We start from the raw sequence: 21502 nt of genomic DNA, 5'->3' as shown, positions 1-21502 counted from the left end.
CCAGAGTTCGAAAATTGGTTCGGCTACCGAAGCGGGGCCGTAACTATCGAACTGCGGACGCATCAATGCGGCGCAGTGCAAGGACAACGAAAATCTAACGCCCCCATATGATGGGCGGCCTATCGGAAAGGAGGCGTTAAATAAGAAATTCGGCCAAGGTCTCGTCTTCGGTGATGTCGCGCCAAACGAAGCCCTCGGCGTCGAGCTTAGCGAAGAGCTCTGTGAAGTTCTCGGCGCGTTTGGTCTCGATCCCGATCAGGACCGAGCCGAAATTCCGCGCCGACTTCTTCAGGTATTCGAAGCGCGCGATGTCGTCGTCGGGGCCAAGCATCTGAAGGAAATCCTTCAGGGCACCGGGCCGTTGCGGCAGGCGAAGGATGAAATACTTCTTCAGGCCCGAATAGCGCTGGGCGCGTTCGCGCACTTCCGGTAGCCGCTCGAAATCGAAATTGCCGCCCGAGGTCACGCAGACCACGCGCTTGCCGCGGATCGTATCGGCCAGTTCCGGGAGAATATCGACCGACATCGCGCCGGCGGGTTCCAATACGACGCCTTCGACATTGAGCATCTCGAGCATCGTGATGCAAATGCGATCCTCCGGCGCAAGATGGACTTGCTCGGGCGTGACCCAGCCAAGCTCCGCAAAGGGGCGCGCGCCGATCCGGGCGACTGCGGCACCGTCGACAAAACTGTTCACCTGCGAAATCGTCACGGGCTCATGCGCCTTGACCGCTGCGGTCAGGCTCGCACCGCCCAAGGGCTCGACGAAGCGGAATTCCGTCCCGGGGGCGGTCGCGCGAAGATAGCCGGTGACGCCCGCGGCCAAGCCCCCGCCGCCCACGGGCAGGATTACCATATCCGGCGCGCCGCCCAGTTGGTCGAGGATCTCCACCCCGACCGAGGCCTGTCCCTCGATCACATCCGGATCGTCGAACGGGGCGAGGAAATGCGCTCCGGCGTCGCGGCAAAATTCCTGCGCCGAGGCGAGCGTGTCGTCGAAATAGTCGCCGGTCAGAACGATCTCGACCGCATCGCCACCAAAGGTCTTGGTCTTGTCGATCTTCTGCTGCGGCGTCGTGACCGGCATGAAGATCGTGCCTTTCACCCCGAAATGCCGACAGGCGAAGGCCACGCCCTGCGCATGGTTTCCGGCGCTCGCGCAGACGAAATGCGCCGCCGACGGGTCGCGTTCGCGCAATTTCCGCATGGCGGTGAAGGCGCCGCGAATCTTGTAGGAGCGCACCGGCGTCAGGTCCTCGCGCTTGAGCCAGACCTCCGCCTCGAAGCGTTTCGACAAATGCGCATTGAGTTGCAGCGGCGTCGGCTCGAAGAGCGCACGCAGCGCGCGGGTGGCGGCTTGGGCGGAAAGGGCGAACTCACTCATAAGGAAAGCCATGACGAAGCTGCACCGCTCTTGCAAGGGGGAAGGCCGTTCGGCGGGACTACGCGCAACCCGGGGGCGCTTTGGGCGAAGCTTTGCGCATTTTGCAAAGGCCGCCGCTTTTTTGCCCACTTTCGACGGTATTCGTGCTGAAAACGTGTCGCGAGCAATAAAAATAGGAGGGCCGCATGCGCCTGAGAAAAACTTCGATCGTCGCCCTTGTCGCGGCGAGCTTCGTCGTCGCCCCGGTGGCGACCAGCCATTTCACCGGCGCGGATGCCGCGTTTGCCAAGAACGGCAATGGCGGTGGGAACGGTGGCGGAAATGGCGGTGGCCATGGCGGCGGCAACGGGGGCGGCAACGGCCACGCGGGCGGCAAATCCGGCGCGGCGGGCAAATCCGCATCGGCCGGGCGTCCCACGAGCCCGGGCAATTCCGGCAAAGCTGCCACGCATGGCGGCGGCCCGGCGAAATTCCTCGACGATCTCTTCTCCGGCAAACTTAACAACAAGTCGCAACACACCAGCCGCTCCACCGTGAAGACGGCGTCGCGCGGTACGACCGCGACGAAGAAACGCTCGACCACCCCAACCGAATACGCGGTCAACGAGTCGCCGCGTCCGAACGGCAAGCCGAGCCTGAGCGAGGATGAGCTGCGCAATCACGGCGAGCTGGCCTCCGAGCTGAAAGGCCTGAATGCCGCCCATGCCAGCGCGACAGCGCTCGCCAACGCCTCGCCGAACAGCCAGGTGGGTCGGATTGCAGCCTATCGCGACACGGTTCTGGCTGCGGCCGAGGCCGAGCAGAACCTGACCGACGCGCAGGATGCGCTGGCGGCACTTGAATCGCAGGATGTCCGCAGCGTGGAGGATATCCAGGCAGCGATCGATGAGCTTAACCCCGAGGCGGAGGGCTATGATGCGCAGCTCGCGCCGCTGGAGGAAGAACTGGCGGCAGCGACGACCTATGAGGCCGATCTGGCCGCTGCGCAGCAGAAGGTCACCGATCTGGAAACCGAGATCGCGAACTCCGCTACGAACGAAAACGATGCGCTTCTCGCCGCTTCGAACGGTCGCGAGCTTTCGCCCGAGGCGCTCGCCTATCTGCACCAACTGCTTGACCTGCCCCCGCCGGAGACCGCGACGACAGAGCCGCCCGCCGATGGCGATGTGGCGACCGGCGACGGCACGACGGGGGACGGCACCGTCGAAGGCGATCTCGCCGCGACCGGGGAAACCACCGATCCGCTCGTGGATCCGTCCACCGAGAGCTGATCTCGCTTAAAGCCAATGCGAAAGGGCCGTCCTTCGGGGCGGCCCTTGTTCATTGGAAAAAAAGCTTCTATTCCGTCGCGGAACAAGAAAACCGGGAGATGCCGTATGTCCGCGCCCAAGAAAGTCGTGCTTGCCTATTCGGGCGGCCTCGATACCTCGATCATCCTGAAATGGCTGCAGACCGAATACGGCTGCGAGGTCATCACCTACACCGCCGATCTCGGCCAAGGCGAGGAACTCGAGCCGGCGCGCAAGAAGGCAGAGATGCTCGGCATCAAACCCGAGAATATCCATATCCTAGACGCGCGCGAGGAATTCGTCCGCGATTTCGTCTTCCCGATGTTCCGCGCCAATGCGGTCTACGAGGGGCTCTATCTGCTGGGCACCTCGATCGCGCGCCCGCTGATCTCCAAGCATCTCGTCGAGATCGCGCATCAGCACGGCGCCGATGCGGTGGCGCATGGCGCGACCGGCAAGGGCAACGATCAGGTCCGCTTCGAGCTGTCGGCCTATGCGCTCGACCCGTCGATCAAGGTGATCGCGCCGTGGCGCGAATGGGATCTGTCCTCGCGCACCAAACTCTTGGAATTCGCCGAGGCCAACCAGATCCCGATCGCAAAGGACAAGCGCGGCGAAGCGCCTTTCTCGGTCGATGCGAACCTGCTTCACACCTCGTCCGAGGGGAAGGTGCTGGAAGACCCGGCAGATATGGCGCCCGATTACGTCTACCAGCGCACCGACGATCCGATCACGCAGGCTCCGAACGAGCCCGAATATATCGAGATCGGTTTCGAGAAGGGTGACGCGGTCTCGATCAACGGCGAGGCGATGTCGCCCGCGACGATCCTCACCAAGCTGAACGAATACGGCAAAAAGCACGGCATTGGCCGTCTCGATTTCGTCGAGAACCGCTTCGTCGGCATGAAGTCGCGCGGCGTCTACGAGACTCCCGGCGGCACGATCCTGCTGGAGGCCCACCGCGGCATCGAGCAGATCACGCTCGACAGCGGCGCGGGCCACCTGAAGGATTCGATCATGCCGCGCTATGCCGAGCTGATCTATAACGGCTTCTGGTTCTCGCCCGAGCGTGAGGCGCTGCAGGCGCTGATCGACAAGACGCAGGAATATGTCACCGGCACGGTGAAGCTGATGCTCTTCAAGGGCGCGGCCCGGACCGTGGCGCGCTGGTCGGATTATTCGCTCTATTCCGAGGCCCATGTGACCTTCGAAGAAGACGCAGGTGCCTACGATCAGAAAGACGCGGCGGGCTTCATCCAGCTCAACGCGCTGCGCCTGAAGCTGATCGCAACCCGCAACGCGCGAGTGAAGAAATGAGTTTTTCGCAGCCCAAGGCCGCCATCGTCACCGTCTCCGACCGCGCGTCCCGGGGCGAATACGAGGACAAGGGCGGTCCGGGCTGCGAGGACTATCTCCGCGGCGTGGTCACCTCGCCGCTGGAGATCGAGCGTCACATCATCCCCGATGGGCGCGAGAGCGTCGCGGCAAAGCTGCGCGAGCTGGTCGAGGCGGAAGCCGATCTGATCCTGATCACCGGCGGCACCGGTCCCGCGCCGCGCGACGAGACGCCCGAGGGCTGCTTCGACGTGATCGAGAAGGAACTCGCGGGCTTCGGCGAAGAAATGCGCCGCGCCTCGCTGCTCGAAGTGCCGACCGCCATTCTGTCGCGCCAGTCGGCAGGGATCGCGGGAAAATCGCTGATCATTATGGTGCCGGGAAAACCCTCGGCCATCGCGACCTGCCTCGATGCGGTCTTCGCCGCCGTGCCCTATTGCCTCGACCTGATCGGCGCGGGCTATATCGAGACCGATCCTGCCCGGATCAAAGCCTTCCGTCCGAAGAAGAAGTAAGAGGGGGCGCTGCCCCCGTCTCTTTCAGAGAGTCCCCCGGGATATTTGACCCGGGGCGAAAATCGCCTCTCTTCGCGTTGGCCGAAATATCCCGGGGGTGAATGCCGAAGGCAGAGGGGCAGCGCCCCTTACCGCTTCACCGCTGCGATGGCGTAATTCACCGAAAGATCGCGCTCCGAGAGTGACCATGTCCATGCCAGCGGGTTGAACACCATTCCGCGGCGGTCGACCGGGTCGAGGCCTGCGTTGCGCGACAGCTCGTAAAGCTCGTCGGGCGTGACGAATTTCGACCATTCATGCGTGCCCACCGGCAGCCAGCGCATCACCCGCTCGGCGCCGATGATCGCGACCATGTAGCTTTTCGGATTGCGGTTCAGCGTCGAGCAGATCATCAGCCCGCCCGGCCTCATCAGGCTCTGGATAGTGTTCACGAAGCCCTGCGGATCGGCGACGTGTTCGATGATCTCCATCGCGAGGACGACATCGAATTGCTCACCCTTCGCGGCCAGATCTTCCGCCGCGCAATGGCGGTAATCGATTTCGAGCCCCGACTGTTCGGCATGCAGCCGCGCCACGGGGATATTTCGCTCGGCGGCATCCGCCCCCACGACCTCGGCCCCGAGCCGCGCCATCGGTTCGGACAGAAGCCCGCCGCCGCAGCCGATATCCAGCAGGCGCAGCCCCTCGAACGGGCGCGGCGCTTTCAGGTCACGACCGAACTGGGTGGCGATCTGGGTGGTGATGTAGTCGAGACGGCACGGGTTGAGCATATGCAGCGGTTTGAACTTGCCGTTCGGGTCCCACCATTCGGCGGCCATTGCTTCGAATTTGGCGACTTCGGACGGGTCGATGCTGTTTGCCGGATCTGCCATTGCTCTCCTCGCATTGATTTTAGGGCAGCCCATGGCGGGCGCGCCTTTTGCTCTATATAGTCCGGATATGGACAGAACTGCAGGGCAAAAGCGCGCATCGGGCGCCCATCTTTATCCGCCGATCGAGCCTTTCGATCAGCGCCGGATCGACGTGGGCGATGGCCATATTCTTTATGTCGAGCAATCCGGCCATCCCGAGGGCCAGCCGGTCGTCGTCTGCCACGGCGGACCGGGCGGCGGCTGCTCGCCGACGATGCGGCGATTCTTCGATCCGCAGCATTACCGGGTCATCCTGTTCGATCAGCGCGGCTGCGGTCTGTCGCGCCCGCATGCCAGCGTCGCCGACAACACGACATGGCATCTGATCGCGGATATGGAGCAGATCCGCCGGACGCTCGGCATCGACAGGTGGATGGTTTTCGGCGGCAGTTGGGGGGCGACACTGGCGTTGCTTTATGCGCAGGCGCATCCCGACCGGGCCTCGAACCTGATTCTTCGGGGCGTCTTTCTTGCGACGCAGGCGGAGCTCGACTGGTTCTACGGCGGCGGCGCGGGGAATTTCTATCCCGACCTCTGGGCGAATTTCCGGCGTCCGATTCCGGAGGACGAGCAGCACGATCTGATCGGCGCCTATCACAAGCGGCTCTTTTCGGGCGACTACATGGCCGAAGCGCGCTATGCGCGGCACTGGGCGATGTGGGAGAACGCGCTGGCGTCGGTGCGCTATGACGGTCCGCCGGGCGAAGCCTCGCCCGATTACGCGCGTGCCTTCGCGCGGCTCGAGAACCACTATTTCCAGAACGCGGCCTTCCTTGAAGAGGACGGCCAGATCCTGCGCGACCGCTACAAGATCGAGCATATCCCGACGACGATCGTGCAGGGGCGGCTCGACATGATCTGTCCGCCGACTTCGGCCTATCGGCTGGCGCAGGGCTGGGCGCTGGCGAAGCTTCAGCTGGTGCCGATGGCAGGACATGCGCTTTCCGAGCCGGGGATCACGGCCGGGCTTGTCCGCGCGATGGATGAGCTTAGATCCTGATCTGACACCGGATTTCCATCGAGGCCGCCATGACGCTCACCTATTTCCTGCTGTTTCTCGCGGCCTCCGCGGCTGCGGCTGCAACCGGCATCATCTTCAAGCCGGGCGAATGGTATGTCGGCTTGAAGAAGCCGGACTTCACGCCGCCGAACTGGGTGTTTCCCGTGGCCTGGACTTATCTCTATGTCTCGGTCGCCTACGCTGCGGCGCGCATCGCCCCCGAGGCCGGAAGCCAGATCGCGCTTGCGCTGTTTGCGGTGCAGATCGCGCTGAACACGCTCTGGACGCCGGTGTTTTTCGGGGCGCATCGGTTGTGGCTCGGGCTCCTCGTCCTGATCTGTCTGTGGGTCGCAGTAGCGGCGATGATGCTGGCATTCCTGCAGCTCGATATGCTGGCCGGATTGCTGGTCTTCCCCTATCTCGTCTGGCTGACATTGGCGGGCGCGCTGAACTTCCGCGTCTGGCGCGACAACCCGAGGGCGGGTGCCCAGACCTGATTCCACTTGCGGAATCTGCGATACAGGACTATATCGCCTTCAACAGCGGCGCGCCGGGGTCCAAACCTGACGCCCACCGGAAACGTGTGACGGGCCGCAACGGCCCGTTTTTTGTTTTTGTAGGATCGGAAAGAGAGACATGACCGACCTGATCGCCAAGACCGCCATCGACCGGCGTCTGGCCGAGATCGTGACCCCCGTGATCGAGGGGCTGGGCTTCGAGCTCGTGCGGCTGCGGCTGCAGGGCGGCAAGACGGCCACGCTTCAGATCATGGCAGACCGCCCCGATGGCGGCATCGTCGTGGACGATTGCGCCGCGATCTCGACTGCCGTGTCCGCGGCCCTCGACGTGGAAGACCCGATCGAGGACAAATATACGCTCGAAGTGTCGTCGCCCGGCATCGATCGCCCGCTGACGCGCTTCAAGGATTTCGACATCTGGGAAGGCTACGAGGCGAAGATCGAGACTTCCGAGCAGATCGACGGGCGCAAGCGCTTCAAGGGTATCCTGCGCGGCACCGAAGGCTCGGAAATCCTGATCGAGCTGGACGAGAACGGCGAAGACGTCGTGATCGGCCTCCAGTTCGACTGGCTCGCGGATGCGAAGCTGGTGCTGACCGATGAGCTGATCGACGAGATGCTGCGCCAGAAGAAGGCGACCGAAGGCGTCGACGAAGCTGAATTTGACGAGATTGACGATTCCCCCGAGGAGGAGAACTGAGATGGCCATCACGGCAGCCAACCAGCTTGAGCTTCTGCAGACCGCCGAGGCGGTGGCGCGCGAAAAGATGATCGACCCGGATCTGGTGATCCAGGCGATGGAAGAGAGTCTCGCGCGTGCGGCGAAGTCGCGTTACGGCGCGGAGATGGACATCCGCGTCTCGATCGATCGCAAGACCGGCAAGGCGACCTTCACCCGTGTCCGCACCGTCGTCGAAGACGAGGATCTGGAGAACTATCAGGCCGAGCTGACCGTCGAGCAGGCGAAGCAGTATCTCGAAAATCCCTCGGTCGGCGATGAGATCGTCGACGAGGTGCCGCCGGTCGATCTGGGCCGCATCGCCGCGCAATCGGCCAAGCAGGTCATCCTGCAGAAGGTCCGCGAAGCCGAGCGTGATCGCCAGTACGAAGAGTTCAAGGACCGCGTCGGCACGATCATCAACGGCATCGTCAAGCGCGAGGAATACGGCAACATCATCGTCGATGTGGGCCGTGGCGAAGCGATTCTGCGCCGCAACGAGAAGATCGGCCGCGAGAGCTATCGCCCGAACGACCGTATCCGTGCCTATGTGAAAGACGTGCGCCGCGAGACCCGTGGCCCGCAGATCTTCCTCAGCCGCACCGCGCCGGAATTCATGGCCGAACTGTTCAAGATGGAAGTGCCGGAAATCTACGACGGCATCATCGAGATCAAGGCCGTGGCCCGCGATCCGGGTTCGCGCGCGAAGATCGGCGTCATCTCCTATGACAACTCGATCGATCCGGTCGGCGCCTGTGTCGGTATGCGCGGTTCGCGCGTGCAGGCCGTCGTCGGCGAGCTTCAGGGCGAGAAGATCGACATCATCCCGTGGAACGAAGATCAGGCGACCTTCCTCGTGAACGCGCTGCAGCCGGCCGAAGTGTCGAAAGTGGTGATCGACGAGGAAGCGCAGAAGATCGAAGTCGTGGTGCCGGACGAGCAACTGTCGCTCGCCATCGGCCGCCGCGGTCAGAACGTGCGTCTGGCCTCGCAGTTGACCGGTCTCGACATCGATATCCTGACCGAGGCCGAGGAATCGGCACGCCGTCAGGCCGAATTCGCCGAGCGCACCAAGCTGTTCGTCGACGCGCTGGACCTCGACGAGTTCTTCGCGCAGCTCCTCGTGGCCGAGGGCTTCACCTCGCTCGAGGAAGTGGCCTATGTCGAGATGGACGAGTTGCTGTCGATCGAAGGCGTGGACGAGGACACTGCAGGCGAACTGCAGGCCCGTGCCCGCGACGTGATCGAAGAGCAGAACCGCAAGGCGCTGGAGGCGGCGAAGGAAATGGGCGTCGAGCAGTCGCTGTTCGACTTCGAAGGCCTGACCCCGCAGATGATCGAGGCGCTCGCGAAAGACGACGTCAAGACGCTGGAAGATTTCGCGACCTGCGCCGACTGGGAACTGGCCGGCGGCTGGACCACGGTCGACGGTCAGCGCGTGAAGGATGAAGGTCTGCTCGAGAAATTCGACGTGAGCCTCGAAGAGGCGCAGAACCTGATCATGACCGCGCGTATTCAGTTGGGCTGGGTCGACCCGTCCGAGCTGGAAGGCGACGCGGAAGACGAAGGCGAAGAGGAAACCGCGGAGGAGGCCGAGGCGTAAGCCTCGGTCCCGACCGGAGAGGAGCTTAGATGAGTCGCGGCGGAAAGCCGAAAAATCACGACGAGCCAGAACGGCGCTGCATCGTCACCGGCGATGTTCAGCCGAAGGCGGGGCTTGTCCGCTTCGTGGTCGGACCCGACGGGATGGTCTACCCGGACGTGGCGGGCAAGCTGCCCGGCCGCGGAATCTGGGTGACGTCCGATCGCGGCATCATCGAGACGGCGATGAAAAAGGGATTGTTCCCCCGTGCAGCCAAGCAGGCGGTCAAAACCCCTGAGAATCTGGTGGAATTGGTGGAACAAGCCCTTGCCTCTCGCGTTGTGGAGCTTATTTCTCTGGAGCGAAAGGCCGGCAAAGCGATTGTCGGCTTCGAGAAGGTCAAGGGCTGGCTGGCCGAGGGGCGCGCGAAAGTGCTGCTACAGGCAAGCGACGGCTCGGACAGGGGCAAGGGCAAGCTTTGGACGCCCGAAGGCGGGCGCTGGTTCGGCTGCCTCACCTCTCAGGAATTGGGTTTGGCATTCGGCCGCGATCGTGCGATACACGGCGCGCTTGCAGCCGGTGGCCTCACCCGGCGCGTAATTGAAGACGCATCGAGGCTTGCGGGCGTACGCAAGCAGGACGGCGGCAAGACCGCCATGAAGGATACGAAGACGGCATGAGCGATACGGACGGCAAAAAGACTCTCGGACTGGGCGGCGGGCGCCCCGGGCAGGTGAAGCAAAGCTTCTCGCACGGGCGCACTAAGAACGTCGTGGTCGAGACGAAAGGCAAGAAGCGGGTGCTGAACAAACCGGCGGCAGGCGCTGGTAAGGGCGGGGGCAACAAACCCTCCCTTGGCGATCCGTCGAAGCGCCCCGCCGGGATTTCCGACGCCGAGATGGAGCGTCGCCTGAAGGCGCTTCAGGCCGCGAAGGCGCGCGAGGCCGAAGAGGCCGCCGCCCGCGAGGCCGAGGAAAAAGCCCGCGAAGAAGAGCGCGAGCGTCGTCGCGCCGAGGCTGAGGCCAAGGAGCGCGAGGAGCGTGAACGCGAAGCGGCCCTGAAGGCCAAGGAAGAAGAGGACGAGCGCAAGAAGCGCGAGGCCGAACTTCGCGACAAGAAGAAAGAAGAGATCCGCAAGGGCGGACCGAAGAAAGATGCGCCGGTCGATCAGGCCGCGGTCGAAGCAGCGGCTGCCCGCGCCGAGACCAAGGGCGTCTCCTCCTCGGGTCCGCGCAAGACGGATCGCGAGCGTGACACGCGCAACGATCGCAACAACGATCGTAACAACAAGGGCAACGACCGCGGCAACCGCCGTTCGGGCAAGCTCTCCTTGAGCGATGCGCTTTCGGGTGGCGAAGGCCGCCAGCGTTCGCTTGCCGCGATGAAGCGCAAGCAGGAAAAAGCGCGCCAGAAGGCGATGGGCGGTACGCAGCGTGCTGAAAAGCAGTCCCGCGAAGTGCAGCTCCCCGAGACGATCATCGTGTCGGAACTCGCCAACCGTATGGCGGAGCGCGCCGCGGATGTGGTCAAAACGCTCATGAAGATGGGCATGATGGTCACCGCGAACCAGACGCTCGACGCCGATACCGCCGAATATGTGATCGAGGAATTCGGTCATAAGGCCGTGCGCGTGTCGGATGCGGATGTCGAGCAAGTCATCGATCAGGTCGACGACAAGGAAGAAGATCTGCAGCCGCGCCCGCCGATCGTCACGATCATGGGTCACGTCGACCACGGCAAGACCTCGCTGCTCGACGCGATCCGCAAGGCGAACGTCGTCTCGGGTGAGGCAGGCGGGATCACGCAGCACATCGGCGCCTATCAGGTGCAGACCGAGAGCGGCGCGACGCTGTCCTTCCTGGATACGCCCGGCCACGCGGCCTTTACCTCGATGCGTGCACGCGGTGCGAATGTCACCGATATCGTGGTGCTCGTGGTGGCGGCCGATGACTCGGTGATGCCGCAGACCATCGAAGCGATCAATCACTCGAAGGCCGCTGGCGTTCCGATGATCGTCGCGATCAACAAGTGCGACAAGCCCGAGGCGAACGCCCAGAAGGTCCGCACCGAGCTTCTGCAGCACGAAGTCGTCGTCGAAGAGATGTCGGGTGACGTGCAGGACGTGGAAGTTTCGGCGAAGACCGGCAAGGGTCTCGACGAACTGCTCGAAGCGATCGCGCTTCAGGCCGAACTGCTCGAACTGAAGGCGAACCCCGATCGCGCTGCGCAAGGTGCGGTGATCGAGGCGAAGCTCGACGTTGGCCGCGGTCCGGTCGCGACGGTTCTGGTGCAGAATGGCACGCTGCGCAAAGGCGACATCTTCGTCGTCGGCGAGCAGTGGGGTAAGGTCCGCGCGCTGATCAACGACAAGGGCGACCGCGTCGATGAGGCCGGTCCGTCGGTTCCGGTCGAGGTGCTCGGCATCAACGGCACGCCCGAGGCTGGCGACGTTCTCAACGTCGTCGAAACCGAGGCGCAGGCCCGCGAGATCGCCGAATACCGCGAGCAGGCTGCGAAGGACAAACGCGCCGCTGCCGGTGCCGCGACGACGCTGGAACAGCTGATGGCGAAAGCCAAGGCCGACGAAAGCGTCACCGAACTGCCCGTGCTGGTGAAGGCCGACGTGCAGGGCTCGGCGGAAGCGATCGTTCAGGCGCTCGAGAAGGTCGGCAACGAAGAGGTGCGCGTCCGTGTGCTGCATTCGGGCGTCGGTGCAATCACCGAATCCGACATCACGCTGGCCGAGGCGTCCAACGCGCCGGTCATCGGGTTCAACGTTCGTGCCAATGCGCCTGCGCGCAACGCCGCGAACCAGAAGGGCGTCGAGATCCGCTACTACTCGATCATCTACGATCTGGTGGACGACATCAAAGCTGCCGCTTCGGGCCTCCTGTCGGCCGAGATCCGCGAACACTTCATCGGCTATGCCGAGATCCTCGAAGTGTTCAAGGTCACCGGCGTCGGCAAGGTTGCTGGTTGCCGCGTCACCGAGGGTGTCGCCCGTCGTTCGGCTGGCGTGCGCCTGCTGCGTGACAACGTGGTGATCCACGAAGGCACGCTGAAGACGCTCAAGCGCTTCAAGGACGAGGTCAAGGAAGTGCCCTCCGGTCAGGAATGCGGCATGGCCTTCGAGAAATACGACGATATCCGCCCCGGCGATGTCATCGAGATTTTCGAGCGCGAAGAAGTCGAGCGGACGCTCTGATCCTTCGGGACCATCCTACAGATATGAAAACGGGGGCCTTCGCGCCCCCGTTTTGCATTTGTGGTTATGATTTGCGGGCTCTGGGCGTGCGGTTCTTACTTTGCGCGCCCGCTAGAAGCGCAAGCTCTGGAGGATCCGCGACAAATAAGTGAACCGAGGCTGGGCAGGTGCGAGAGATTGCGGATAGGATCACGAAGGTTAATCGCGTCCGGAATCTGCTCAGAGCCAGTCGCGCAGGATGGGGATCAGCGGGATATCCGCTGGCGGCATCTCGTAATCGCGCAAATCGCGCGCCCGCGCCCAGGCGAGCGTTTGTCCCTCGCGGGGGCTGACGATCCCCTGCCACTTGCGGCAGGCAAAGAGCGGCATCAGCAGGTGAAAGTCGTCATAGGCGTGGCTGGCGAAGGTCAGCGGCGCGAGGCAGCTCTGATGGGTCTGGATGCCCAGTTCTTCGTCCAGCTCGCGGATCAGCGCGGCCTCGGGAGTCTCGCCCGGCTCGACCTTGCCACCGGGAAACTCCCACAGACCTGCCATCGACTTGCCCTCGGGGCGCTGTGCCAGAAGCACGCGCCCGTCGGCGTCGATCAGGGCGACGGCGGATACCAGAACCATCTTCACGAACGATAATCCGCGTTAATGTCGATGTAGCGGTGGGTGAGATCGCAAGTCCAGACCGATTTCGATGCGCGACCGAGCCCGAGATCGACGCCAATAACCAACTCGTCATTCTTCATATACGCGCTCGCGGCCTCCTCGGAGTAATCCGGCACGCGCCAGCCTTTCTCGGCCACCACCATGTCCCCGAAGGAAATCTTGAGCTTGTCGCGATCGGCCTCGGCCCCGGACTTGCCGACGGCCGCCACGACGCGGCCCCAGTTCGCGTCCTCGCCTGCGATCGCGGTCTTCACCAGCGGCGAATTCGCGATCGACATCGCGATCTTATGCGCGTCCTCGTTCGAGCGCGCCCGCGTCACGCGGATCTCGACGAACTTGGTGGCGCCTTCGCCGTCTTTCACGACCTGATGGGCCAGATCCATCATCACGCCGCGCAGACCGGCCTCGAACGCCTTCGCCGGCTCCGAGCGCAGATCGGCGATCTCGGCGGCGTCGGATTTCCCGGTCGCCGCGACGATCAGCGCATCCGAGGTCGACGTATCGCTGTCCACGGTGATCGCGTTGAACGTGTCATCCACCTGCCGCGACAGCATCTTTTGCAGCCGCGCCGGCGTGATTTTCGCATCGGTGAAGATATAGACCAGCATCGTCGCCATGTTCGGCGCGATCATCCCCGAGCCTTTCGCGATCCCGGCGATCTTGATCTTGCCGCCTTCGCCCTGAATTTCGGCAAAGGCGCCTTTGGGATAGGTATCGGTCGTCATGATCGCGCGCGCGGCATCCTCGATCCCGGCAGGGGAGAGGCGCTGCGTCAGGCTGTCGATCACCGCGACGATCTTGTCATGGGGAAGCGGCTCGCCAATGACGCCGGTGGAGGAGGAGAACACGCGGCTGATCGGCATGTCGAGCGCTTCGGCCACCGCTCCGGTGACCTTGTCGACGCTCTCCTGACCGCGTTTCCCGGTGAACGCGTTGGCATTGCCGGAGTTGACAATGATCGCGGCACCGGCGTCGTCCGGCGCGCGCATCGCAAGCTTTTCCTGACAATCGAGAACGCAGGCCGCGCGGGTGGAGGACGTGGTGAACACGCCCGCGATCGAAGCGCCCGGCGCAATCCGCGCCAGCATCACGTCGGTGCGGCCGGCATATTTGACCCCCGCCGCAGCGGAGGCGAATTCGACCCCCGCGATTTCCGGAAGATCGGGAAATTTCGCGGGGGCGAGCGGCGAGATCGTGACCGATTTCGCCTTGGTCTGTGCCGCAGGCGCGGCAGGGGCGGGCGCGTCGGAAAGGTCGGACTTCAGCGCCTTCACCTTGGCGCGGAGCTTTTTGACCTTGGCCTTCAGCTCCTTGGTGTCCTTCGACTTTTTCTTCGCCATCGCGCCCGCCTTTTGATCGATCAGTTGCTACCCAGGATGGACTGATCTTTCAGAACGCTCGGATCAATCCCGTCGGTCATCTTGTCGATTTTGGCTTCGTCCACAACAGCCTTTACGCGGTTTTGCACAGCCTCCTGACGAATATCGCCCACCAGCTTCTTGCGCACATCGGCCAGTTTCGGGGCATCGACCATCTTGGTGCCGAGCAGCTTCACCACGTGCCAGCCGTATTGGGTCTGGATCGGACCGGCGACTTCGCCTTCCTTCATGCCCGCGACCTCGTCCGCGAAGGGCTTGACCATCGCGTCGAGCTTAAACCAGCCCAGATCGCCGCCATTCGCCGCAGCGCCATCGGTCGAGTTCTTCTTCGCCAGTTCCGCGAAGTCGGCGCCGTTATCGATCTCTTTCTTGATCTTCTCGGCCTCTTCCTTGGTTTTCACGATGATATGGGCGGCGTGATATTCCTTGGTCGGCTCGGCCTTGGCGTATTTCGCGTCATAGGCTTTCTGCACGGCTTCGTCGGTCACGGCCTTGTCGGCGGTGTAGTTGAGGAACGCACCCGACAGGTAAGCGCGCTTTTGCACTTCGAGGGCGATCTTATCGCGCTGGGTGATGCGCTTTTCCTCGAGCTGTGCGAGCGCGGTCTGCTGGATCAGCTGCTGCAGGACGCCGTCGAACAGCTTGTCGTCGGGCAGCTGCTGGTATTGCGCGGGCAGGCCGTCGCGCACGGTTTGCATCATGCCAAGCGTGATGTCCTGGCCATTGACGGTAGCCACGACAGTGTCGGCGCTCAGGTCGGTGCGCGGCTTGGCGGCGGTTTCCGATTTCGCGGTATCCCCAGCGGGTGCAGGCGCTTTTGCGTCCTCGGCCTGTGCGATTCCGGCAGTCATCGCGCAGATCGCTACGCTCGCAAGCAGTTTCGTCAGATTCGGCATCCTTGCCACTTCCTTTCTGCCGCGTCTTTAGGCGGCGTTGACACTCTGGCAGTCGCCCCTTACATCGCCAAGGGTCTGTAAGAGCCGTTTCGGCCTTGTTTCGCTAGCTCTTCTAGGCAAGCAAACCCTATGCGGCAAGGCACAGGGAATAACGATCTGGTCAGCTACCCTCGGAGATTACATGCTCGGCATCGGAACACTCGCGAAGAAGGTCTTCGGCACGTCGAATGATCGTAAGGTGAAATCGGTGCGCCCGCTGGTGGCCAAGATCAACGCGCTGGAGGAGGAATACGCAGCCCTCTCCGACGAACAGATCATCGAAAAGACGCGCGATTTTCAGCGCCGCGTGCAGGAAGAGGGCGAGAGCCTCGACAAGATTCTGCCCGAAGCCTTCGCCAACTGCCGCGAAGCCGCGAAGCGTGCACTCGGCCTGCGGGCCTTCGACGTGCAGCTGATCGGTGGCATCTTCCTGCATCAGGGCAACATCGCCGAGATGAAGACGGGCGAAGGGAAAACCCTCGTCGCAACCTTCCCGGCCTACCTGAACGCGCTGGCGGGCAAGGGCGTGCATGTCGTCACCGTGAACGACTATCTCGCGCGGCGCGACGCGGAATGGATGAGCAAGGTCTACGGTGCGCTGGGTCTGACCACCGGCGTCGTCGTGCCCTTCCAGGCCGAGCCCGAGAAGAAGCAGGCCTACGCCGCCGACATCACCTATTCTACGAATAACGAGCTCGGCTTCGATTATCTGCGCGACAACATGAAGACCTCGGTCGACCAGATGATGCAGCGCGGCCATTTCTACGCGATCATCGACGAGGTCGACTCGATCCTCATCGACGAGGCGCGCACGCCGCTGATCATCTCGGGCCCGTCCGACGACCGCTCGGAGCTGTATATCACGCTCGACAAATTCATCCCGAGCCTGACCGAAGATCATTACACCATCGACGAGAAGGCCCGCACAGCGACCTTCACCGAAGAGGGCAACGACTTCCTCGAAAACCTCCTGCTGGAGGCAGGCGTTCTGCCCGAGGGGCAGTCGCTTTACGATCCGGAAAGCACGACCATCGTGCACCACGTCAACCAGGCCCTGCGCGCCCACAAGCTGTTCTTCAAGGATCAGAACTACGTCGTGCAATCGGGCGAGGTCGTGCTGATCGACGAATTCACCGGCCGGATGATGAAGGGGCGCCGCCTCTCGGAAGGGCTGCATCAGGCGATCGAAGCCAAGGAAGGCGTCGATATTCAGCCCGAGAACGTGACGCTCGCCTCGGTCACCTTCCAGAACTACTTCCGTCTCTACGACAAGCTGGGCGGCATGACCGGCACCGCGGCCACCGAGGCCGAGGAATTCGCCGAGATCTACTCGCTGGGCGTGGTCGAGATCCCGACCAACCGTCCGATCGCGCGGAAAGACGAACATGACCGCGTCTACCGCACGGCGCAGGAGAAATACGACGCTGTCGTTGAGGCGATCAAGAAGGCCCACGAGAAGGGGCAGCCGATGCTGGTCGGCACCACCTCGATCGAGAAATCCGAAATGCTCTCGGATATGCTCAAGAAGGCCGGTATCAAGCACAACGTCCTCAATGCACGTCAGCACGAGCAGGAAGCGACCATCGTCGCCGAGGCCGGTCGTCTGGGTGCGGTGACCATTGCGACCAACATGGCTGGCCGCGGCACTGACATTCAGCTCGGCGGTAATGTCGAGATGCGCGTTCAGGACGAACTCGCTGCGAATCCCGACGCCGATCCCGAAGAGGTCCGCAAGCGGATCGACGCGGCGACCGCCGAGGAAAAGGCGAAGGTTCTGGAAGCGGGCGGCCTGTTCGTTCTCGCGACCGAGCGCCACGAAAGCCGCCGCATCGACAACCAGCTGCGCGGCCGTTCGGGCCGTCAGGGCGACCCGGGCCGTTCGCTGTTCTTCCTGTCGCTGGAAGACGACCTGATGCGGATCTTCGGCTCCGACAAGCTCGATTCGGTCCTCTCGAAGCTGGGCATGAAAGAGGGCGAAGCGATCGTCCACCCGTGGGTGAACAAGTCGCTCGAGCGTGCGCAGGCGAAGGTCGAAGGTCGCAACTTCGACATCCGCAAGCAGCTTCTGAAATTCGATGACGTGATGAACGACCAGCGGAAAGCGGTCTTCTCGCAGCGTCGCGAAATCATGGAAACCGAAGAGGTCGGCGAGATCACCCGCGATATGCGCGTGCAAGTGATCGAAGATCTCGTGGACCGCTACATGCCGCCGAAATCCTATGCCGATCAATGGGATGTCGAAGGGATGCATCAGGCGGTGATCGAGCTGCTCAACCTCGACGTTCCGATCGCGGAATGGGCCGAGGAAGAGGGCGTCGATCAGGAGGTCGTCACCGAGCGTCTCGAAGAGGCGACCGATACGCTGATGGCCGAGAAAGCCGAAGCCTTCGGTGCCGACACGATGCAGATGATCGAAAAGCAGGTCCTGCTGCAGATCATCGACGCGAAATGGCGCGAACATCTGGTTACGCTCGATCAGCTGCGCCAGACCATCGGTTTCCGCGGTTATGCGCAGCGCGATCCGCTTTCGGAATTCAAGACCGAGGGCTTCCAGCTGTTCGAGATCATGCTCGACAGCTTGCGCTCGGACGTGACCCAGCAGCTGGCCCGCATTCGTCCGCTAACCGAAGAAGAGCAGGCGCAGATGATGCAAGCGCAACAGCAGCAGCTCGCGCCCGCCGAGGCGCCGGCGGCCGAGGCTGCGCCCGAGGTCGAGGTGGTGGGAGAGCCGCTGCCGGGCTTCGATGAGACCAATCCGGCAACCTGGGGCGAGCCGTCGCGGAACGATCCCTGCCCCTGCGGCTCGGGCAAAAAGTTCAAGCATTGCCACGGGCAGCTCGTTTGACACAACTCTGACGAGAATATGGCAAAGTTGAGGCGGCTTCGGCCGCCTTTTCCATATCTTGTTGGAGTCGTTGACTCTCTTGGCAGGGTGACCCCACCCAAAGCCAGCTATGGGTGCACGATTTCCCCAATCGCGCCCCAGCTTCGCCGCTTTCGGCCATTAGGAAAAAATTAAGCAGTTTTCTAAGACCGAGTTCGAGGCGGCGATGCGCACCATTCGCAAGATTTCCATGATCGGAGCGACATTCCTGCTCGCCGCCGCGACTGGTCATGTGATGCAAAGCGTGGGCCCGCGTCCGCAACTCGGTGCGTCTTTGGTCGCCAGCTCGGTCGGAAGCGAGTCCTGGGAAAAGCGTGCCGCGCCGCCCCGCGAAGAGCCGAAGGTCCGGCTGATTTCGAAAACCGTGCTGCGCAATCCTCCGGTCTATCATTTTGCGGCCGATCCCGGCGTCGGGATCGTTCCGGCGACTGTGCGCACCTCTGGCGACCAGTTCAACGCGCCTCTGCCGCAACCGATGCCGCTGAAAACCGGTGCCACCGATTGCGACAATCCGGTGCTGTCGGTGAGCCCAGTCGGAGACGGCTTGACCAAGCTGGAACTGAACGCGCCGTGCCATCCCGATACGAATCTGGCGATCCGTGACGAATCGCTCTCGATCGCGGGGCAAACGGATGCTTCGGGGGTTTTCGAGGCGGTACTGCCGCTTCTCGCGCCCACGACATCGCTGCAAGTCACTGCTGACGGTGCGATGATCGCGCAGCTGGAAGCCGGAGCCTCCGGCCTTGATAAGATCAACCGGGCGATCTGGGTGACGAAGGCCGAGAGCCCTTTGCATCTCAACGCCTATGAGAACGGCGCGCAGTTCGACGACGCTGGCCACCTCGACGCGACGAAGCCGCGTTCGCCGGGCACGTCGCTGGGCGGGTATATGCAAAGCTTCACCGCCGCCGATGGCAAGCGCATCGAGATCTATACTGCGCCCAAGACCCTTACAGATCTCCGGCTGCAATTGGAGGCGAGTTTTTCGCCCGAGGATTGCGGTAAATCCGTCGGCGGGCGTCTGATGCGGATGCATGGCACGGGGACTGCCGCGATGCCGATCACGCTTGATCTGCCCGCTTGCCCCTCCGATGGCGGCACGGTGGTTCTGCCGCTTGACGGGTTCGAATCTCAGGGCCTGACCGCTCAAAAGTAACCCTCCGAGCGTAGGCTGATCTCGCAATCCTTTCCGAGGATCAGGTGATCATGCAGCACGATGCCGAAGAGCTTCGCTGCCTCGTCGATCTGTCGGGTCAGGACGATGTCCGCCTCTGACGGAGTCGGATCGCCAGAGGGATGATTATGGACGAGGATCAGCGCCGAGGCATTTGCCTCCAGCGCACGCTTCATCACCTCGCGCGGATAGACCGGGACGTGATCGACCGTGCCGCGGCCCTGTTCCTCATCCGCGATCAGCGCGTTTTTCCGATCCAGCAGCAGCAGGCGGAATTGCTCCGTCTCGGCATGGGACATCGCCATGTGGCAGTAATCGACAAGCGCCTGCCACGAACTGAGCACGGGGCGATGCATCACCTTCGACCGCGCGAGCCTTTGTGCTGACGCCTCGACCAGCTTCAACTCGATCACCACAGCCTCCCCGACGCCGGTCACCTGTCGCAGCCGGTTCGGCGGGGCGGAGATCACCCGCCCGAAATCGCCAAAGGTCTGGATCAGGCGGCGGGCGAGGGGCTTCACATCCTGCCGGGGAATGGCGCGAAACAGCACCAGTTCGAGCAGTTCGTAATCGGGCAGGGCCCGCGCGCCGCCTTCCATGAACCGCGTGCGCAGCCGGTGCCGGTGGTCGAGCAGATAGGAAGGTTTGGACGCACGTGTCGGGGGGCGGATCGCGGTGCTACCGGCAAACAGCGGTAGGGGAGGTTCCTGCATATGATGCGGCGTCTGGTCCATGAAACAGACCATGAACGATTCGGATTGAAGAAAGCCTTAATCGCCCTCGGTCAGACCAAGAAAAAAGGCGCCCGAAGGCGCCTTTCCTATGTCTGTCACTGGGTCATGCCATCCCAGAAGCTTTTGACTTTCTTAAAGAAACTCGCACCTTCCGGGTTGTTCTCGGCTTCGATCCCCTGGAACTCCTTGAGGATTTCCTTCTGCCGTGCGGTCAGGTTCACCGGGGTTTCGACGGCCAGTTCGATGAACATGTCGCCGGACCCGCCGCCGCGCAGCGCGGGCATACCCTTGCCGCGAAGGCGCATCTGGCGGCCCGATTGGCTGCCTGCCGGGATTTTAACGCGGCTGCGGCCACCGTCTATCGTCGGCACCTCGACCTCGCCCCCAAGGGCTGCGGTCGCCATGCTGACCGGCACGCGGCAATGCAGATCGGTGCCTTCGCGTTCGAAGATCGCGTGCGGCTGGACCTCGATGAAGATGTAGAGATCGCCCGACGGACCGCCACGCAGCCCCGCCTCGCCTTCGCCGGCGTGACGGATGCGGGTGCCGGTCTCGACCCCCGGAGGGATGTTGACCTGAAGCTGGCGATCGACCTCCACGCGGCCTGCGCCATGGCAGACCTTGCAGGGGTTCTTCACCACCTGACCCTGACCACCGCAGGTCGGGCAGGTCCGCTCTACCGTGAAGAAGCCGTTCTGCGCGCGCACCTTGCCCAGACCGGAACAGGTCGGACAGGTCTGCGGCTCGGAGCCGCCCTCCGCGCCGGAGCCGTTACACGCCGTACAGGCGGCCGAGCTCGGCACGTTGATCGTCTTGTGGGTGCCGCGATACGCCTCTTCGAGCGTGACGCGCATGTTGTAGCGCAGGTCGGAGCCTCGCTGTGCGCGCGAACGCCCACCGCCGGGACCGCCTCTGCCGCCGCCCATGAAGTCGCCGAACAGGTCTTCGAAGACGTCGGAGAAGGCCGAGGCGAAGTCGCCCTGACCGCCCGCGCCGCCATAACCGCCGCCCGGACGCCCGCCGCCCATGCCGCCTTCGAACGCCGCATGACCGAACCGGTCGTAAGCCGCCTTCTTCTCGGCGTCCTTGAGGACGTCATAAGCCTCGTTCACTTCCTTGAACTGGGCCTCGGCATCGGGATTGTCGGAATTTCGATCGGGATGAAGCTCTTTCGCCTTCTTGCGATAGGCTTTCTTGATCTCTTCGGCCGAGGCGCCTTTGGCAGTTCCCAGAACGTCGTAATAGTCGCGTTTTGCCATTGGTTACCCCCTTGGCGGAACGCAGG

18 protein-coding genes are annotated in these 21502 nt (G+C 63.1%); 11 read left to right on the top strand and 7 right to left on the bottom strand.

Translation table 11 applies throughout. From position 1 onward, the window contains the following. Positions 1–136: 136 nt before the first annotated feature. Positions 137–1384, bottom strand: a complete 1248-nt coding sequence (gene ilvA, locus BMG03_RS01425; RefSeq protein ID WP_075775456.1) for a threonine ammonia-lyase IlvA — start codon at positions 1382–1384, stop codon at positions 137–139. Positions 1385–1569: 185 nt separating this feature from the next. Between ilvA and BMG03_RS01415 the strand changes: the two genes are divergently transcribed. The 3 genes from BMG03_RS01415 (at position 1570) to mog (ending at position 4523) form a co-directional block, all read left to right on the top strand. Next, positions 1570–2655: a hypothetical protein gene (locus BMG03_RS01415; RefSeq protein WP_075775221.1), complete on the top strand. Its 1086-nt coding sequence runs from the start codon at positions 1570–1572 to the stop codon at positions 2653–2655. Between the two features lie 105 nt (positions 2656–2760). Beyond that, on the top strand, positions 2761–3990 hold the full coding sequence (locus BMG03_RS01410) for an argininosuccinate synthase (protein ID WP_075775222.1): 1230 nt from the start codon (positions 2761–2763) through the stop codon (positions 3988–3990). Next, positions 3987–4523: a molybdopterin adenylyltransferase gene (gene mog, locus BMG03_RS01405; RefSeq protein WP_075775223.1), complete on the top strand. Its 537-nt coding sequence runs from the start codon at positions 3987–3989 to the stop codon at positions 4521–4523. The genes BMG03_RS01410 and mog overlap by 4 nt, the downstream gene beginning before the upstream one ends. 128 nt (positions 4524–4651) lie before the next feature. Here mog and ubiG read toward each other — a convergent pair whose 3' ends face one another. Next, positions 4652–5395 carry a bifunctional 2-polyprenyl-6-hydroxyphenol methylase/3-demethylubiquinol 3-O-methyltransferase UbiG gene (gene ubiG, locus BMG03_RS01400; RefSeq protein WP_075775224.1) on the bottom strand — a complete coding sequence of 248 codons (744 nt, stop codon included), beginning with the start codon at positions 5393–5395 and terminating at the stop codon, positions 4652–4654. Between the two features lie 67 nt (positions 5396–5462). Between ubiG and pip the strand changes: the two genes are divergently transcribed. The 6 genes from pip to infB all read left to right on the top strand — a co-directional run bounded on the left by pip (position 5463) and on the right by infB (position 12457). Continuing rightward, positions 5463–6434, top strand: coding sequence for a prolyl aminopeptidase (gene pip, locus BMG03_RS01395; protein WP_075775225.1), 972 nt, complete (start codon positions 5463–5465; stop codon positions 6432–6434). Positions 6435–6463: 29 nt separating this feature from the next. Beyond that, positions 6464–6931: a tryptophan-rich sensory protein TspO gene (tspO, locus tag BMG03_RS01390; protein ID WP_075775226.1), complete on the top strand. Its 468-nt coding sequence runs from the start codon at positions 6464–6466 to the stop codon at positions 6929–6931. A gap of 139 nt (positions 6932–7070) precedes the next feature. Continuing rightward, positions 7071–7652 carry a ribosome maturation factor RimP gene (gene rimP, locus BMG03_RS01385; RefSeq protein WP_075775227.1) on the top strand — a complete coding sequence of 194 codons (582 nt, stop codon included), beginning with the start codon at positions 7071–7073 and terminating at the stop codon, positions 7650–7652. A 1-nt stretch (position 7653) separates the two neighbouring features. After that, complete coding sequence (gene nusA / locus BMG03_RS01380) at positions 7654–9273, top strand: transcription termination factor NusA (protein WP_075775228.1); 1620 nt, start codon at positions 7654–7656, stop codon at positions 9271–9273. Between the two features lie 29 nt (positions 9274–9302). Beyond that, positions 9303–9932, top strand: coding sequence for an RNA-binding protein (locus BMG03_RS01375; RefSeq protein ID WP_075775229.1), 630 nt, complete (start codon positions 9303–9305; stop codon positions 9930–9932). After that, a complete protein-coding gene (infB, locus tag BMG03_RS01370; protein ID WP_075775230.1) occupies positions 9929–12457 on the top strand; it encodes a translation initiation factor IF-2 in 2529 nt (842 codons plus the stop codon). The genes BMG03_RS01375 and infB overlap by 4 nt, the downstream gene beginning before the upstream one ends. 219 nt (positions 12458–12676) lie before the next feature. Here the strand turns inward: infB and mutT are convergent, their stop codons facing one another. The 3 genes from mutT to BMG03_RS01355 are packed head-to-tail and all read right to left on the bottom strand — an operon-like array spanning position 12677 to position 15386. Further along, positions 12677–13075 carry an 8-oxo-dGTP diphosphatase MutT gene (gene mutT, locus BMG03_RS01365; protein ID WP_075775231.1) on the bottom strand — a complete coding sequence of 133 codons (399 nt, stop codon included), beginning with the start codon at positions 13073–13075 and terminating at the stop codon, positions 12677–12679. Continuing rightward, entirely contained in the window at positions 13072–14451 is a 1380-nt protein-coding gene (gene argJ, locus BMG03_RS01360; RefSeq protein ID WP_077701039.1) for a bifunctional glutamate N-acetyltransferase/amino-acid acetyltransferase ArgJ, read from the bottom strand. The genes mutT and argJ overlap by 4 nt, the downstream gene beginning before the upstream one ends. 20 nt (positions 14452–14471) lie before the next feature. Then, positions 14472–15386: a peptidylprolyl isomerase gene (locus BMG03_RS01355; protein ID WP_075775232.1), complete on the bottom strand. Its 915-nt coding sequence runs from the start codon at positions 15384–15386 to the stop codon at positions 14472–14474. 181 nt (positions 15387–15567) lie between these two features. Here BMG03_RS01355 and secA point away from each other — a divergent pair, with 181 nt between their 5' ends. Together secA and BMG03_RS01345 are read left to right on the top strand one after the other, a co-directional pair. Further along, positions 15568–18270 (top strand): preprotein translocase subunit SecA, encoded by a 2703-nt coding sequence (gene secA, locus BMG03_RS01350; protein WP_075775233.1) that lies wholly within the window; start codon positions 15568–15570, stop codon positions 18268–18270. A gap of 205 nt (positions 18271–18475) precedes the next feature. Next, positions 18476–19465, top strand: a complete 990-nt coding sequence (locus tag BMG03_RS01345) for a hypothetical protein (protein WP_075775234.1) — start codon at positions 18476–18478, stop codon at positions 19463–19465. Here BMG03_RS01345 and radC read toward each other — a convergent pair. Further along, positions 19456–20196 carry a RadC family protein gene (gene radC, locus BMG03_RS01340; protein ID WP_244270978.1) on the bottom strand — a complete coding sequence of 247 codons (741 nt, stop codon included), beginning with the start codon at positions 20194–20196 and terminating at the stop codon, positions 19456–19458. The two genes, BMG03_RS01345 and radC, sit on opposite strands and share 10 nt — an antisense overlap. 116 nt (positions 20197–20312) lie before the next feature. Next, entirely contained in the window at positions 20313–21476 is a 1164-nt protein-coding gene (gene dnaJ, locus BMG03_RS01335; protein ID WP_075775235.1) for a molecular chaperone DnaJ, read from the bottom strand. Positions 21477–21502: the final 26 nt, after the last annotated feature.

The sequence above is a fragment of the Thioclava nitratireducens genome (assembly GCF_001940525.2).
Taxonomy (GTDB): Bacteria; Pseudomonadota; Alphaproteobacteria; order Rhodobacterales; family Rhodobacteraceae; genus Thioclava; species Thioclava nitratireducens.
The sequence above is the reverse complement of the archived record's forward strand: the minus strand, read 5'-3'. Positions and strand labels throughout refer to the sequence as shown.